The organism is Solwaraspora sp. WMMD791, from assembly GCF_029581195.1.
Classification (GTDB): Bacteria; Actinomycetota; Actinomycetes; order Mycobacteriales; family Micromonosporaceae; genus Micromonospora_E.
Map to the genome: position 1 here is coordinate 1,616,947 of NZ_CP120737.1, position 14,909 is coordinate 1,631,855.

17 protein-coding genes are annotated in these 14,909 nt (G+C 72.2%); 13 read left to right on the plus strand and 4 right to left on the minus strand.

Going from position 1 to position 14,909, the window contains the following annotated elements:
* Nucleotides 1–114 precede the first annotated feature (114 nt).
* The 8 genes from O7623_RS06935 to O7623_RS06970 all read left to right on the plus strand — a co-directional run bounded on the left by O7623_RS06935 (nt 115) and on the right by O7623_RS06970 (nt 6,866).
* Nucleotides 115–798 (plus strand): hypothetical protein, encoded by a 684-nt coding sequence (locus tag O7623_RS06935; protein WP_282227760.1) that lies wholly within the window; start codon nt 115–117, stop codon nt 796–798.
* Between the two features lie 132 nt (nt 799–930).
* Nucleotides 931–1,233, plus strand: a complete 303-nt coding sequence (locus O7623_RS06940) for an urease subunit gamma (protein WP_278116620.1) — start codon at nt 931–933, stop codon at nt 1,231–1,233.
* A gap of 8 nt (nt 1,234–1,241) precedes the next feature.
* Nucleotides 1,242–1,661 carry an urease subunit beta gene (locus O7623_RS06945; protein ID WP_282227761.1) on the plus strand — a complete coding sequence of 140 codons (420 nt, stop codon included), beginning with the start codon at nt 1,242–1,244 and terminating at the stop codon, nt 1,659–1,661.
* Nucleotides 1,658–3,394, plus strand: coding sequence for an urease subunit alpha (locus O7623_RS06950; protein WP_282227762.1), 1,737 nt, complete (start codon nt 1,658–1,660; stop codon nt 3,392–3,394). Before O7623_RS06945 ends, O7623_RS06950 begins: the two co-directional genes overlap by 4 nt.
* A gap of 31 nt (nt 3,395–3,425) precedes the next feature.
* The gene (locus O7623_RS06955; RefSeq protein WP_282227763.1) at nt 3,426–4,169 is read left to right on the plus strand and encodes an urease accessory UreF family protein; all 744 of its coding nucleotides are present in this window, start codon (nt 3,426–3,428) and stop codon (nt 4,167–4,169) included.
* A 67-nt stretch (nt 4,170–4,236) separates the two neighbouring features.
* Nucleotides 4,237–4,956, plus strand: coding sequence for an urease accessory protein UreG (gene ureG, locus O7623_RS06960; protein ID WP_348775153.1), 720 nt, complete (start codon nt 4,237–4,239; stop codon nt 4,954–4,956).
* Nucleotides 4,957–4,996: 40 nt separating this feature from the next.
* A complete protein-coding gene (locus O7623_RS06965; RefSeq protein WP_282227764.1) occupies nt 4,997–5,776 on the plus strand; it encodes an urease accessory protein UreD in 780 nt (259 codons plus the stop codon).
* Nucleotides 5,777–5,843: 67 nt separating this feature from the next.
* Nucleotides 5,844–6,866, plus strand: a complete 1,023-nt coding sequence (locus tag O7623_RS06970; protein WP_282227765.1) for an aminoglycoside phosphotransferase family protein — start codon at nt 5,844–5,846, stop codon at nt 6,864–6,866.
* Here the strand turns inward: O7623_RS06970 and O7623_RS06975 are convergent.
* The 4 genes from O7623_RS06975 to O7623_RS06990 are packed head-to-tail and all read right to left on the minus strand — an operon-like array spanning nt 6,841 to nt 9,617.
* On the minus strand, nt 6,841–7,731 hold the full coding sequence (locus O7623_RS06975; protein WP_282227766.1) for a maleylpyruvate isomerase N-terminal domain-containing protein: 891 nt from the start codon (nt 7,729–7,731) through the stop codon (nt 6,841–6,843). The genes O7623_RS06970 and O7623_RS06975 overlap by 26 nt on opposite strands.
* A gap of 56 nt (nt 7,732–7,787) precedes the next feature.
* Nucleotides 7,788–8,588, minus strand: coding sequence for a methyltransferase domain-containing protein (locus O7623_RS06980; protein WP_282227767.1), 801 nt, complete (start codon nt 8,586–8,588; stop codon nt 7,788–7,790).
* Between the two features lie 44 nt (nt 8,589–8,632).
* A complete protein-coding gene (locus O7623_RS06985; protein ID WP_282227768.1) occupies nt 8,633–9,376 on the minus strand; it encodes a hypothetical protein in 744 nt (247 codons plus the stop codon).
* Nucleotides 9,377–9,428: 52 nt separating this feature from the next.
* The gene (locus O7623_RS06990) at nt 9,429–9,617 is read right to left on the minus strand and encodes a hypothetical protein (protein ID WP_282227769.1); all 189 of its coding nucleotides are present in this window, start codon (nt 9,615–9,617) and stop codon (nt 9,429–9,431) included.
* 67 nt (nt 9,618–9,684) lie between these two features.
* Between O7623_RS06990 and O7623_RS06995 the strand changes: the two genes are divergently transcribed.
* The 5 genes from O7623_RS06995 to O7623_RS07015 all read left to right on the plus strand — a co-directional run bounded on the left by O7623_RS06995 (nt 9,685) and on the right by O7623_RS07015 (nt 14,867).
* A complete protein-coding gene (locus O7623_RS06995; RefSeq protein ID WP_282227770.1) occupies nt 9,685–10,632 on the plus strand; it encodes a helix-turn-helix transcriptional regulator in 948 nt (315 codons plus the stop codon).
* 233 nt (nt 10,633–10,865) lie between these two features.
* Nucleotides 10,866–12,026: an agmatinase family protein gene (locus O7623_RS07000; RefSeq protein ID WP_282227771.1), complete on the plus strand. Its 1,161-nt coding sequence runs from the start codon at nt 10,866–10,868 to the stop codon at nt 12,024–12,026.
* A 47-nt stretch (nt 12,027–12,073) separates the two neighbouring features.
* A complete protein-coding gene (locus O7623_RS07005) occupies nt 12,074–13,102 on the plus strand; it encodes an aliphatic sulfonate ABC transporter substrate-binding protein (protein ID WP_282227772.1) in 1,029 nt (342 codons plus the stop codon).
* Nucleotides 13,099–14,004: an ABC transporter permease gene (locus O7623_RS07010; protein ID WP_282227773.1), complete on the plus strand. Its 906-nt coding sequence runs from the start codon at nt 13,099–13,101 to the stop codon at nt 14,002–14,004. The genes O7623_RS07005 and O7623_RS07010 overlap by 4 nt, the downstream gene beginning before the upstream one ends.
* Nucleotides 14,001–14,867, plus strand: coding sequence for an ABC transporter ATP-binding protein (locus O7623_RS07015; protein ID WP_282227774.1), 867 nt, complete (start codon nt 14,001–14,003; stop codon nt 14,865–14,867). Before O7623_RS07010 ends, O7623_RS07015 begins: the two co-directional genes overlap by 4 nt.
* Nucleotides 14,868–14,909: the final 42 nt, after the last annotated feature.

The window sequence follows — 14,909 nt, forward strand, 5'->3', positions numbered from 1 at the left end:
TGCACGGTCCGACTTCCGACGCACTCGGAGAGGCCACCGAGCCAGTTGATTGATCGAGTAAGGTAATGGTGGCACGACGCCACAATCATCTTCCGTGACCCCGATGGACGAACCATGCCTGACAATGGCAAATCCGCAGGTGAAGACCCTGGCCGACCAGGCCGGCCGGCGCGGAAAGTATCCGAACGGCTGGCGCTGGCCGGCTTGGTGGTCACCGTGCTGGGGGTGATCGTCGCCGTGTTCGCCTGGCTCTTTCCGGTCGGACAGCAGGCGACACCCGCGCCGACGACGTCGAGCGATCCAACGGTGACGGTGCCGGCGGTCACGTCGCCCGACGCCCCCCAGGATGGCTCCCCCGCCACGACCAGGGTCGAATACCTTTCCGCGCTCCCGGCCCACGCCGGCACCACCAATCTGACGGAACTTCCACGCGAACTGCGAGACACCGCCGGATTCGATCGGGCCATCATGATCAAATGCCCGAGCAACCAGAGCATCGACAAAGTCAGCAAGGTCACCTATCAGCTCCTTGGCCGATTCGACACGTTCCAGGCGACCGTTCGGCCGTATTTCGAGAGCCAACCGGACGCCCGGATGCACGTCGAGGTCCTGGTCGGCGAACGCACTCGCGACGGCCGCCTGGCGTGGGCAGTCGGCGGCGGACAGTACGAGGCGACCGCCGAAGAGCCCAAACCGCTCGACGCGGTCGTCGAGGGCATGCAGGAGCTGGAGATCCAGGTCCGGTGTCAACTGCCGGACGGGGTGGCGATCCTGGTCGACGCCGCCCTGTACGAGTGACGGTCGCCGTCCCACCTGCGCAGGTGGCGTCGCCGACCCAGTGAGTCGGATACGTGTACGTAACGTGATTGAAATGTCAGAATGCCAGCATCTGGCACGACCCAGGTCTCGATCGCTCATGGAGGTCCGGTTTTGTTTCTCACCCGGCACGAGCAGGAGCGACTGCTCATCCACGTCGCAGCCGACGTGGCCTGGAAACGCCGTGAGAGGGGCATCCGGCTCAACCACCCGGAGGCGACCGCGGTGATCACCGCCTTCCTGCTGGAAGGTGCCCGGGACGGCCGCAGCGTGGCGGAGCTGATGGAGGCCGGGCGCCACGTGCTCGGTCGCGAGGACGTGCTCGACGGAGTGCCGGAGATGCTCCCCGAGGTGCAGGTGGAAGCCACCTTCCCCGACGGGACGAAGCTGGTGACCGTACACGAGCCGATCTCCTAGGAGCGAGATTGAGCGCACCACCCACGCCGTCGGGCACCGACGGCGGCACAGTCGTTCCCGGTGAACTCGTCCCCGGCGACGGGCCGATCACCCTCAACTCCGGCCGACCGGTGCTGACCCTGGCCGTGGTCAACACCGGTGACCGGCCGGTGCAGGTCGGTTCGCACTACCACTTCGCCGAGGCCAACCCGGCGCTGGACTTCGACCGCTCCGCCGCCTGGGGGCACCGGTTGGCGGTGGCCGCCGGCACGTCGGTGCGCTTCGAGCCCGGGGTGGACCGTGAGGTCGATCTGGTGCCGTTCGGCGGTCGGCGGATCGTCGCCGGGCTGCGCGGCGAGTGCGCCGGCCCGGTCGACGAACGGCGGCCCGGCGCTACGGCGGGCGACACCGCAGCAGGCGACGGCGACGAGGCGGGAGACGCGGCGTGAGCACCCTCGACCGACGGCGGTACGCCGCCCTGCTCGGACCGACCGCCGGTGACCGGATCCGGCTGGCCGACACCAACCTGCTGATCGAGATCGAAGAGGACCGGTGCGCCCCACCCGGTGCCGACGGCACCCCGGCGTACGGCGACGAGGTGGTCTTCGGCGGCGGCAAGGTGATCCGCGAGTCGATGGGCCAGTCCCTGGCGACCCGGGCCGACGGCGCCCCGGACACGGTGATCACCGGTGTGGTGGTGCTGGACCACTGGGGCATCGTCAAGGCCGACGTCGGCATCCGCGACGGCCGGATCGTCGCGCTCGGCAAGGCCGGCAACCCGGACACCATGGACGGCGTTCACCCGGACCTGGTCATCGGGCCGGGCACCGAGATCATCGCCGGCAACGGCAAGATCCTCACCGCCGGGGCGATCGACAGTCACGTACACCTGATCTGCCCGCAGATCCTGGAGACCGCGCTGGCCAGCGGGATCACCACGATCATGGGTGGCGGCACCGGGCCGGCCGAGGGCACCAAGGCCACCACGGTCACCCCCGGTCCGTGGCACCTGGGCATGATGCTGGCCGCGCTCGACCCCTGGCCGGTCAACGTGCTGCTGCTCGGCAAGGGCAACACGGTCAGCGAGGCGTCGCTGTGGGAGCAGCTGCGCGGCGGTGCCGGCGGCTTCAAGCTGCACGAGGACTGGGGCACCACCCCGGCGGCGATCGACGCCTGTCTGCGGGTCGCCGACGCCTCCGGCGTGCAGGTGGCGATCCACACCGACACTCTCAACGAGGCCGGGTACGTGGAGTCGACCCTGGGCGCGATCGCCGGCCGGTCCATCCACGCCTACCACACCGAGGGGGCCGGTGGCGGGCACGCGCCGGACATCATGCGGGTCGCGGCGGAGCCGAACGTGCTGCCGTCGTCGACCAACCCGACCCGCCCGCACACCGTCAACACCCTCGACGAGCACCTCGACATGCTGATGGTCTGCCACCATCTGAACCCGAGCGTGCCCGAGGACCTGGCGTTCGCCGAAAGCCGGATCCGGCCGTCCACGATGGCTGGTGAGGACATCCTGCACGACCTCGGTGCGATCTCGATGATCGGCTCGGACTCGCAGGCGATGGGCCGGGTCGGCGAGGTCATTCTGCGTACCTGGCAGACCGCGCACGTGATGAAGGCCCGCCGGGGCGCGCTGCCCGGCGACGGCGCGGCCGACAACATGCGGGCCCGGCGGTACGTCGCCAAGTACACGATCTGCCCGGCGGTGGCGCACGGCGTCGACGGCGAGGTCGGCTCGGTGGAGCCGGGCAAGCTGGCGGATCTGGTGCTGTGGGATCCGGTCTTCTTCGGCGTCCGTCCGCACCTGGTGATCAAGGGCGGCATGATCGCCTGGGCGCAGATGGGCGACGCGAACGCCTCCATCCCGACCCCGCAGCCGATGCTGCCGAGGCCGATGTTCGGCGCGTACGGCACCGTGCCGGCAGCGACCAGCCTGGCGTTCGTCGCGCCGGCGGCGATCGACGCGCTGCTCGGCGACCGGCTCGGCATCCGCCGCCGGCTCGCCCCGGTCGCCGACACCCGCAGCCGGGGCAAGGCCGACATGCCGCTCAACGATGCCACGCCCCGGATCGAGATCGACGCGGACACGTTCACCGTCCGCATCGACGGCGAGGTGGTGGAGCCGGCCCCGGCCACCGAGCTGCCGATGGCGCAGCGCTACTTCCTGTTCTGATGACCAGTCGACTCGCGCTGACCGGTCGACCGTGAGCGGGCTCGCCACGCTGCTGGTGCTCGCCGACGGCCGGCTGCCGTCCGGCGGGCACGCCCACTCCAGCGGACTGGAGGCGGCGGTGGTCGCCGGCCGGGTCGCCGACCTGGACAGTCTGGCCGGGTTCCTTACCGGGCGGCTGGCCACCGGTGGACGTACCGCCGCCGCGTTCGCGGCAGCGGCGGCGGCAGGCGCGGCAGCGGCGGCGGCAGGCGCGGCAGCGGCGGCGGCAGGCGCGGCAGCGGCGGCAGCAGCAGGCGCGCGGGCGGAGGCGGCTGATGACGCCGCAACCAGGCTGGACGCGCTCGACGAGGGGCTCGACGCCCGTACCCCGTCTCCGGCGCTGCGCCGCGCGTCGCGGACCCAGGGTCGGGCGTTGCTGCGGGCCGGCCGGGGCATCTGGGCGATGCCGACCGACGGCCGACGGGACCGCCACCAGCCGGTCGCGCTCGGCGCGGTGGCCGCCGCCGCCGGGCTCGGCCCGGCCGACGCGGCCCTGGCCGCCGCGTACGGCCTGGTCACCGGGCCGGCCAGCGCCGCGGTGCGCCTGCTCGGGCTGGACCCGTACGCGGTGCACGGCCTGCTGGCCCGGCTCGCCCCACAGATCGACGCCGTCGCCGCCGAGACCGCGACGATGGCCGGCTGGCCGGTCGACGAACTGCCCGCCGGGTCGGCCCCCGTTCCGGAGGTCGACGCCGAACACCATGCCACCTGGGAGGTGCGTCTCTTTGCGTCCTGAACCACACGTCCACGCCACCGGCGGTGCCGCCGACCCGCACGCACACGCCGGCGGGACCGTTCCGCACGTGCACGACGAGGGCGAGGTGCCGCACACCCACCCGGAGCCGGGGGTCGACCCGCATCCGCCGAGGGTGCCCGACGGCTCCCCCGCGCTGCGGATCGGCATCGGCGGCCCGGTCGGCTCCGGCAAGACGGCGCTGGTCGCCGCGCTGTGCCGGGCACTCGCCGACGAGCTGCGCCTCGCCGTGGTCACCAACGACATCTACACCACCGAGGACGCCGACTTCCTGCTGCGTAACGGGGTGCTGCCGGCCGAACGGGTCCGGGCGGTGGAGACCGGCTGCTGCCCGCACACGGCGATCCGCGACGACATCTCCGCCAACCTCGACGCCATCGAGGACCTCGCCGACCAGCTCGGCACGCTGGACCTGGTGCTGGTGGAGAGCGGTGGCGACAACCTGACCGCCACGTTCAGCCGAGGCCTGGTCGACCAGCAGATCTTCGTGGTCGACGTGGCCGGCGGCGACAAGGTGCCGCGTAAGGGCGGCCCGGGGGTCAGCACCGCCGACCTGCTGGTGATCAACAAGACGGATCTGGCGCCGCTGGTCAACGCCGACCTGTCGGTGATGGAGCGTGACGCCGCCGCCCGCCGGGGCGAACTGCCGACGGTGTTCCTGTCGCTGGTGCGCGACCCCAAGGCGACGCCGGTCGCCGACTGGATCCGGGCGCTGCTGCGCGAGCGGGCGCAGGCGTCGGCGTCGTCGGCGGCGGCGGTCGCCGGCTGATGCACCGGCGCAGCGACCTGTCATCGGAAGCCGCCGGCTGATGCGGGCCAGGGCGCGGCTGGTCGCCGAGGTCGACGCCGCCGGGCGGACCCGGCTGGCCAGCCTGCGCGGCGAACCACCGCTGGTGCTGCGCCGCACCGGCCCCCGGTCGGCCGCCGACACCGACGAGGCCGAGGTGCATCTGGTCGGGGCGGCGGCCGGCCCGCTCGGCGGTGACGACCTGCGACTGGAGGTCGAGGTCGGGGCGGGGGCGCGGTTGTGTCTGCGTACGGTCGCCGCGTCGCTGGCGCTGCCCGGAGCCGGCGGCGGCCGGTCGGTGCTGGAGATGGTGGTCCGGGTCGCGGCGGGCGGCGTGCTGCGCTGGCTGCCGGAGCCGCTGATCGCCGCCACCGGCTGCGACCACGTCTCCCGGTCGGTGGTGGAGCTCGCCGACGGCGCGTCGCTGGTGTGGCGCGAGGAGCTGGTCTGCGGCCGGGCCGGCGAGGCACCCGGCGACGCCCGGATCGACACGGTCGTGCGGTACGCCGGCCGGACGCTGCTGCGCACCGACCTGGCGGTGGGGCCGCGCGCCGCCGGCTGGGCCGGGCCGGCGGTGCTGGCCGGGGCGAAGGCGACCGGTTCGGTGCTGGTGGTACGGCCGCAGTGGGCCGACGATGGCCTGCCGGCGGCCGCCCCGCTGGGGGCGGGCGCGGCGCTGCTGCCGCTGGCCGGTGGCCCGGCGGTGCTGGTCACCGCGACCGGGCCGACCGCCCATCAGGTCCGCGCCCACCTCGACAGCGCCGCGGCGGGGCGGGGCTCGGACAGCGTCGCCGCGCGGTGAATCTAGAAGGATCCGGCCGGTATCCTGACCGGAATTCTTCTAGATCCACCGATGGGTGGGGCGGAACGTGGACGGTGACCGGAGTCCGACGCAGCGCACGCTGACCCGCGACGACGTCGAGCACTACATCGAGTCGTCGTTCGACCGGCCGCCGTCCGTGGTCGACGGTGCGCCGCTGACCGGCGGTGGCTTCGCCGCCGTCTGGTCGGTCGAGCTGGCCGACGCGCGCAGCGTGGTGCTCAAGGTCGGCCCGCCACCGCAGGTGCCGCTGCTGCGCTACGAGCGCGGGATGATCGCCGCCGAAGCACGCTACCTGCGGCTGGTGGCGGCCCATGCGCCGCAGGTGCCGGTACCGGCGCTGCTGCACCACGGCGTCGACCCCGACGGCGGCGGCTGGCTGATCGTCGACCGGCTGCCCGGACGCAACCTGCCGGCTCTCGCCGACTGCGCGGAGCCGCCCGACGACAGCGCCGCCCGCCACGATCTCGGGGTGGCGTACGCGGCGCTTCACCAGGTCACCGGCGAACGGTTCGGCTACGACGGCGGCCGGGCCAGCGCGGCGACCTGGGCGGCGGCGTTCACCGCGATCGTCGACGACCTGCTCGCCGACGCCGTCGACTGGTCGGTGCCGCTGCCGGTGCCCGCCGACGAGATCCGGTCACTCGTCGCGCGGCACGCCGGGCTCCTCGACACGGTACGCCGACCGGCGCTGCTGCACTGGGACGGCTGGGACGGCAACGTGCTCGCCGCCCCGGACGCGCACGGCGTACTGCGGATGACGGGCCTGGTCGACGGCGAACGGTTCCTCTACGGCGACCCGGTGATGGATCTGGTGTCGCCACTGCTGTTGCGGCGCGCGGAGCAGGAGCCCGAGCATCCGTTCCTGCGGGGCTACCGGTCCGCCGCCGGCGACACGGCGGTCGACCTCGACGACCAGGCGGTACGCCGCCGACTCGCCCTCTACCGGCTGCATCTGTATCTGCTGATGCTGGTGGAGATGCCGAGCCGGCAGATGGTCGACCCGGGCCGGTCGGAGTTGCTGACCGACCTGCTGGCGCGGGAGTTCACCGCCGCGTCCGGCCGGGCTTAGGCGCGAGCCGCGCGTTCGGCATGTGGACGACGCGCAGGAACGCCGGTAGCCGCCATGGTCGGGGCCCGCCGATGACGACGTCGCGGCGCAGCGCGGCCAGGGCGGTGCTGGTCCGGCCGAACAGCATCAGGTTGAACCGGGCGGGACGGAACCGTACCCGGACGTCGACGGGGTCGTCGGAGGGTGCGAGCCGGATCCGGCGGTCGCCGAGCACGATCGTCGCGGTCGGTGTGTACGCGGAGCGGAACTGCACCGCGATCGGGTGTTTCGGCATCGGCAGCGTGGTGTCCAGCAGGACGCCGTAGTCGTGGTGGAGCATGCCGAGGAAGAACTGGTCCCAGTAGAGGGCGGCGTGGTCGTCGGGGATCGGCCAGGGGCGGCGTACCGCCCGCGCCATGTCCCAGCCGTGCACCAGCAGCTCGTTGACCAGGTGGGCAAGCAGACCGCAGACGGTGACCCGGGCGTCGCCGAGCCACGGCACGGTCGTCTCCGGCGGCGTGCGGGTGGTCGCCGTCAGGATCGCGTCGATCGCCTCGCCGAGCAGGGCTGCGAGGCGATCGGGCTCACGTTCGGTGAAGTGCCGCAGTACGTGGGCGTTGACGTCGGCGACGGTGTCGACGTTCGTGGCGGGCAGGATCGTATCGAGGTCCGGTACCTGCACCGCCATCTCGCTGTCCTCGACGAGCGAGACGTAGAGCAGCGCGATGCTGAGCACGTGTGCGGCGGAGTCGGCGACCGTCCACTCGGGGGTGGCCATTGCGGTCGGGTCGGTGCCGTCGGTCAGCAGCGACCGGAACCGGTCACCTTCGACGCGCAACGCAGTCCGGGCAAGCGTCCAGCGCTGCGCGGGGACGGCGTAGGTCATCGGATCACCGTCGCACCGCCACTGTCGGCGGCCTTCTTCCAGATTGCGCTGTTCAGTCAGGCGCGGCAGAGGATCTCGCCGTGCAGGATGGCGAACCAGCCGTCGGGGGCGTCGGCCCAGCGACGCCAGCCGGCGGAGAGACGGTCGAGGTCGGCCGCGGTGGCGGTGCCGGCGGCGAGGACCTGGCGGGCCATCGCGGAGGCGACGATGCGGTCGGACCACATCCCGCCCCACCAGCGGCGGTCGGAGTCGGTGGCGTAACACCAGACAGAAGCGCCGGGAGTGATGTCGCGAAAGCCGGCGGCCTGCGCCCAGGAGAGCAGTCGGCGTCCGGCGTCCGGCTCGCCGCCGTTGGCACGGGCGGTGGCCTGGTAGAGCGCGAGCCACTCGTCGAGCTCGGGGACGGCGGGATGCCAGGCGAAGCGGTCGTAGTCGCTGTCGCGGGCCGCGACCACTCCGCCGGGCCGGCAGACCCGGCGCATCTCGGCGAGTGCGCGGACCGGGTCGGCGACGTGCTGAAGGACCTGGTGGGCGTGGACCACGTCGAACGTGTCGTCGGGGAACGGCAGCTCGTGGACGTCGGCCGTGGTGAAGTCGACAGTCGTGACGCCCCGGGCCTGCGCTTCGGCGCGCGACAGCGACAGCGCGTCGTCGGTGACCTCGGTGGCGGTGACGCGACCGGGGGCGACGAGGGCGGCGAGGTCCATGGTGATGGTGCCGGGGCCGGCGCCGATGTCGAGCAGCGTCTGGCCGGGGTGCAGGTGCGGCAGCAGGTACGCCGCCGAGTTCTCGGCGGTGCGCCACCGGTGGGAGCGCAGCACCGACTCGTGATGCCCGTGCGTGTATACGGCTGACATGCCCCGACAATAGCCCTGGCGTCTCGCTATTCGGGAGCACTTTCTCATATGTTGAACGAGCGCATCCGGTCGGTGCGGCAGCGGCGCTCGGCCGCCTCGGCCGACGCGACGACCCGGGCACGGTCGGCGCGCTCACTCCGGCGCTGGTCGGCGCCGCTGGCCACCTCACGCCAAGCGACCACCAGCAGCGTCAACACCCCGGCCGTGGCAAAGGACCACCACGCGATCGCCGGTGGATCCGCGCACAGCCCGGCGACAAGAGCGATGACCCCCAGCAGGCAGCCGCCGCACCCCACGCTGCCGAAGAACGTGGCGGTCGCGGAATCGATTGGTGACAGCCGGCGCAGCCTCCGGCGGTGGTCGACCGGCTGCGGAGTCCACAGGGTCATCCCGTACCGGGCCAGGAACTCGTCGGTGACCCTCTGGTCGGTCAGGCTGCCCGGACGCGGGCCGCCGGCCGCGACACCGCCGGGCCAACCCTGATCCCGGTACGGAGCCAGATCGACCGGGCGCGCCCTACGCCGGCCCTGCGCCTTCGCCGCCCGGCGGCCCTGCTGGAACCGGGCCACCTCGGCGAGCCACACCCGCCGGCTGGCCTCCAACGCGGACATCGCCGATTCGAGCGCTGCCGGATCGTCCAGCGACCCGAAGCGCTCCCGCAGGTGGCGCAGGGTCGTCCCGACGCCGTACGGAGCGTACCGGCGCAGGCAGCGCCGCCAGGCGGTCACCCGCAGGTGCACCGGTTTCGCGGGGTCCCGTACGGCTCGCGCGTCACTGGCGAAGCTCACGGCGGAAAGCTAGCCGCACGGCCGCTGACCTCGCAGCCGGATTCCCGCTGGCTCAGCTCGCCCTGGGCGGCCGGTTCTCCTGGATCCATCGCTCGACGTCGGCCTTCAGCCACACCGAGCCCATGGCAAGTTCGGCGACCGGCTCCGGAAATCCCTTGCTGCGGGTAATCACGTGAACCCGTTGACGGGAGACGCCGAGCATGCTCCCGATCTCGGCCGCACCGACCAGTTCAAGGTTCACGACCTTGATACTGACCGTAGGCTCAAGCCGTTGACATAAGCCAACGTCATGATTCACGCTATCGGGTATGACTGGCAGGGGCGGCGGCGGAGGGGCCGCGACGTACGGCGGAAGAACGGCCCGGGCGGCGGGCGCCAACGCGCAGGCGGGTGGGACGGCGCTGCTGCGGCGCCAGGTGGGGCGCTGGTTGGCGGCGCTGCGCCACGAGGCCGGGCTGTCCCAGGACACCGCCGCCGACAAACTTCACCGGGGCAGCGGCACCCTGTGGCGGATCGAGGCCGGTGACCTGCGGATCCGCTGGAACGCGGCGGACATGTCGGCACTGTGCCAGCTGTACGGGGCCGACGACGGGACCACCGAACGCCTGCTCGCCCTGGCAGCGGAGATCGACCGCCCAGCCCGGGGCCGCTGGTGGCACGACGAGCTGACCGGGCCGCCGGTCGACGCCGACCCGTACCCGACGTTCGAGCAGTCCGCGACGATGATCCGCTGCTACGGCCAGACGATGATCCCGGACCTGCTGCAGACCCCCGGGTACGCCGAGGCGGTGCTGAGCTGCCCGGCCGGTCTGCGCAGCGACGACGAGATCGCCGCCCGCCTCGACCAGTTGGCCGCCAGGCAGCGGCACCTGCTGACCCATCCGCACCCGCCGGCGGTGCAGGTGATCGTCAACGAAAGTGCACTACGGCGTACCGTCGGCGGCCCGGCTGCGATGCGGGCCCAGCTCGACCACCTGCGCTCGCTCGCGATCACGCCGGGGTTCTCGGTGCGGGTGCTGCCGCATGCCGGCGGCGCGCACGCCGGCATGACCAACTCGTTCACCCTGCTGCGCTTCGCCGCGACCACGATGGCTCCCGGACGGCAGGTGGCCGCGCCGGGGCTGGTCCGGCTCGGCACCCTGACCGGGACGATGTACCTCGACCAGTTGGCGCACGTCGCCGCGTACGAGCAGGTCTGGTCCGACCTGGCCACCCGAGCGCAGCCGACACGGAAAGGCAACGGGGCAGCAAAGTGACCGAAACCACAGCGGCGTCTACTCCGAGGTGACTCACCAACGGTGAGGCGCACCTAGGGTTCCGCCGCCGCCGGGCAGCCAGAGACGGGCAGCCGACGACGGGACTGGTCCAAGAGGTGCAGGCGCTGGACCGCCGACACGGGCGGGCGCGGCGTTCCACGGCGGGACAAAAGCCCGGGAGGCAGCCGGATGTCTGGCTGTGCCTCAGCCAGGCCCTCATTCGGAGGTGCCCCGTGGGCTTCCACCACCATCATCACCACAATCACCAGCACCGCGACGAGCAGCAAGGACCGGAGCTGCACGGCAACTACGGCCCGGAGGCGGCGTACGCGGTCGCCCGCGAAGCCGAACTGCCCACCACCAAGTGGGAAGAGGAGATCGCCCGCGGCCTGGAGTACGGCCTGCCCGGCGCGGACTCGATCGTCGACAAGCGGATCCCGACGTTCTCCCGTGGGGAGTTGCCGCACTTCGCCGGGATCAACACCTTCCTGAAGGCGCCGTACGTCGAGGACGTGCGTCGCTGTGGCGAGTACGACGTGGCGGTGCTCGGCGCACCGTTCGACGGTGGTACGACGTACCGCTCGGGGACCCGGTTCGGTCCACAGGGCATCCGCAAGATCTCCGCGCTGTACGGGCCGTACTCGTTCGAACTCGGTGTCGACCTGCGCGAGTCGATCACCATCGCCGACCTCGGCGACGTCTTCACCATCCCGGCGAACATCGAGAAGACCTTCGACCAGATCTCCAAGGCGGTCAGCCACGTCTACTCCTCCGGGGCGTTCCCGGTGGTGCTCGGCGGGGACCACTCGATCGGCTACCCGACGGTGCGCGGTGTCGCCGAACACCTCGACGGCAACCTCGGCATCATCCACTTCGACCGGCACGTCGACACCCAGGAGACCGACCTCGACGAGCGGATGCACACCACCCCGTGGTTCCACGCCACCGACATCCCGAACGTGCCGCCGAAGAACCTGGTGCAGATCGGCATCGGCGGCTGGCAGGCCCCCCGCCCGGGAGTCAAGGTCGGCCGGGAACGCGGCACCACGATCATGACGGTCACCGACTGCGTCGAGATGGGCATCGAGGCCGCCGCCGAGAAGGCCCTGGAGGTCGCCTGGGACGGGGCCGAGGCGGTCTGGCTGTCGTTCGACGTGGACTGTCTGGACGCCGCGTTCGTGCCCGGCACCGGCTGGCCCGAGCCGGGCGGTTTCCTGCCCCGCGAGGTGCTCAAGTTCATCCAGCTGATCGCCGAGAAGCCCCTCGCGGGCATCGAAGTGGTGGAGTGCTCGCCGCCGTACGACAACGCCGACATCACCTCGCTGATCGCCACCCGGGTCATCTGCGACACCCTCGGCTGCCTGGTCCGCGCCGGACACCTGCCGCGCCGCTGAGCCCCAGAAACACCTCCCCCACAATCCCCTCACGCAGGAGGACATAGATGCGACGTACCGCCAGATCTTCCCGCCGATCCCCCACCCGCCGCCTGGTCTCGGCCGTCTGCGCGGCGATACTGCTGGTCACCGCCGCCGGCTGCGGCGACAGCGAGCCCGATGGCGACGGCTCGACCACCGTACGGTTGGGGTTCAGCGCCTGGCCGGGCTGGTTCCCCTGGCAGGTCGCGCAGGAGCAGGGCCTGTTCGAAGCCAACGGGGTCGACGTCGAGTTGACCTACTTCGACAGCTACACCGACAGCCTGACCGCGCTGGCCACCGGCAACCTGGACGCCAACAGTCAGACCCTCAACGACACGCTGTCGTCGGTCAGCGGCGGCGCGGCGCAGACCGTGGTGCTGGTCAACGACAACTCGACCGGCAACGACCAGATCATCGCCGCGCCGGGAATCGACTCGGTCGCCGACCTGGCCGGTAAGCGGGTGGCGATCGAGGAAGGCACCGTCGACCACTACCTGCTGCTGTTGGCGCTGGCCGAGGCCGGGCTGAGCGCCGACGACGTCGAGATCAGCCCGCTGCTGACCGACGCGGCCGCCGCCGCGTTCCTCGCCGGGCAGGTCGACGCGGTCGGGGCGTTCGCCCCGTTCACCACCACCGCGCTGGGCCGCGAGGGCAGCAGGGCGATCGCCACCTCGGCGGACTTCCCCGGCGCGATCCCCGACCACCTGGTGTTCGACTCGGCGTTCGTGGCCGCGCATCCGGAGCAGGTACAGGCCGTGGTGGACACCTGGTTCGACACCATCGGCTGGATCGCCGACAACCCGGACGAGGCCGTCGGGATCATGGCGGCCAAGGCGGGGGTCAGCGTCGAGGACTACCGCACGTACGACGCCGGGACGACGATCTTCGACCTGGCCGACAACCAGGCGGCGTTCGCACCGGGCGACACCCCGGCGAACCTGGACTTCCAGGCCCGGTCGATCGCCGAGTTCCTGGTGGAGACCGGCCTGGTGGACGAGGCACCACCGTTGGACGGGCTGCTCGACGGACAGTTCGTGGCGGCGGTCTCGCCGTGACCGTCACCCGGGATCCGGTGACCGGACACGGCGGCCCGCACGGCGTTGACGGGGCGGCGACCGACAACGCGGACCGGGCGTCGTGGGGGCCGCTGCCCCGGCGGCGTCCGGCCCGCCGGGTGCCGGCGCTGCTGGCCATCCGTACGCCGATCCCGGCGGCCGGCCGGTGGACGTTGACGGTCGCCTCGATCGTGGTGCCGCTGGCCGCCTGGCAGATCGGCAGCATGCTGGTCGACGGGCGGCCGGACTTCCTGCCGTCACCGCTGGAGTCGGTGGCGGCCGGGGTGGAGATGGCCCGTACGGGTCAACTGTGGACCGACACCGCCGCGACCGTCGGCCGGGTGCTGCGCGGATTCGGCCTGGCGGTGGCGGTGTCGGTGCCGCTCGGCCTGTTGATGGGCAGCTTCCAGGCGGGTCGAGCGGCGCTGGAGCCGATGATCGGCCTGCTGCGGTACCTGCCGGCCAGCGCGTTCATCCCGCTGCTGATCATCTGGTTGGGGCTGGGTGAGCCGTCCAAGGTGGCGTTGATCTTCATCGCGACGGTCTTCTTCAACACGCTGATGACCGCCAACGTGGTCCGCACCGTGCCGGCCGGGCTGATCGACGTGTCGTACACCCTCGGGGCCCGGCGCTTCGAGGTGCTGCGCAAGGTGATCGTGCCGCACTCGCTGCCCGGCATGATCGACGCGATCCGGGTCAACGCGGCGGCGGCCTGGAACTTCGTGGTCGTCGCCGAACTGATCAACGCCCAGTCCGGGCTGGGCTACCGGATCGTCCGGTCGCAACGGTTCAACCAGCTCGACAACATCTTCGCCGTACTGATCGTGATCGCCCTGATCGGCGTGGCGATCGACCTGGCCTTGCGGACGACCCGCGACCGGATCGGGAGGTGGGCATCGTGACCTCGACCGAAACCGAAGCCACGACCGGTGCCGGGTCCGTGGCCCCGACCGCCGAGGCGCCACTGGTGCGGCTCGCCGGCGTCGGCAAGGACTTCCGGGCCGCCGCCGGCGGGTCGCTGCGCGCGCTCGACGGCGTGGATCTGGCGGTACGCCGAGGCGAATTCGTCTGCCTGGTCGGCGCCTCCGGGTCGGGCAAGTCCACTCTGCTGTCGCTGATCGCCGGGCTGACCACGCCGAGCCGGGGAGCTGTGCTGCTCGACGGCACGGCGGTGACCGGGCCGGGACCGGACCGGGGGCTGGTGCTGCAGAGCGGTGCCGTCTACCCGTGGCGGACGGTGGAACGCAACGTCGCGTTCGGGCTGGAGCTGCTGCCGATCAGTCGGGCCGAACGGGCCCGTCGGGTCGCCTGGTACCTGGCCGAGACCGGGCTGACCGGGCTGCGGCACGCGCTGCCGAAGCAGCTCTCCGGCGGGCAGCGCCAGCGGGTGGCGATCGCCCGCGCGCTGGCCTGTGAGCCGCAGGTGCTGCTGCTCGACGAGCCGTTCGGTGCCCTCGACGTGCAGACCAAGGAGGACATGCAGCTGTTCGTCCGCCGGGTGTGGGCCGACACCGGCACCACCGTGGTGATGGTGACCCACGACGTCGAGGAGGCGGTCTTCCTCGGTCAGCGGGTGGTGGTGCTGGCCAGCGACCCGGGCCGGGTCGCCGCCGACCTGCCGGTGGAGCTGCCGCCCGACCGCGACGGCGTACCCCGGGACCTGACTGTCAAGCGGCTGCCGGAGTTCCTGGCGCTGCGCGCCGATGTCGAGGACCAGGTCCGCGCCTACCACCAGCGGCACGCCGCCGCCGGGTCCGGCGGCTGACTGGCCGACGACCGCTTCGGCTGCGAGCGATCGACGGCTGAC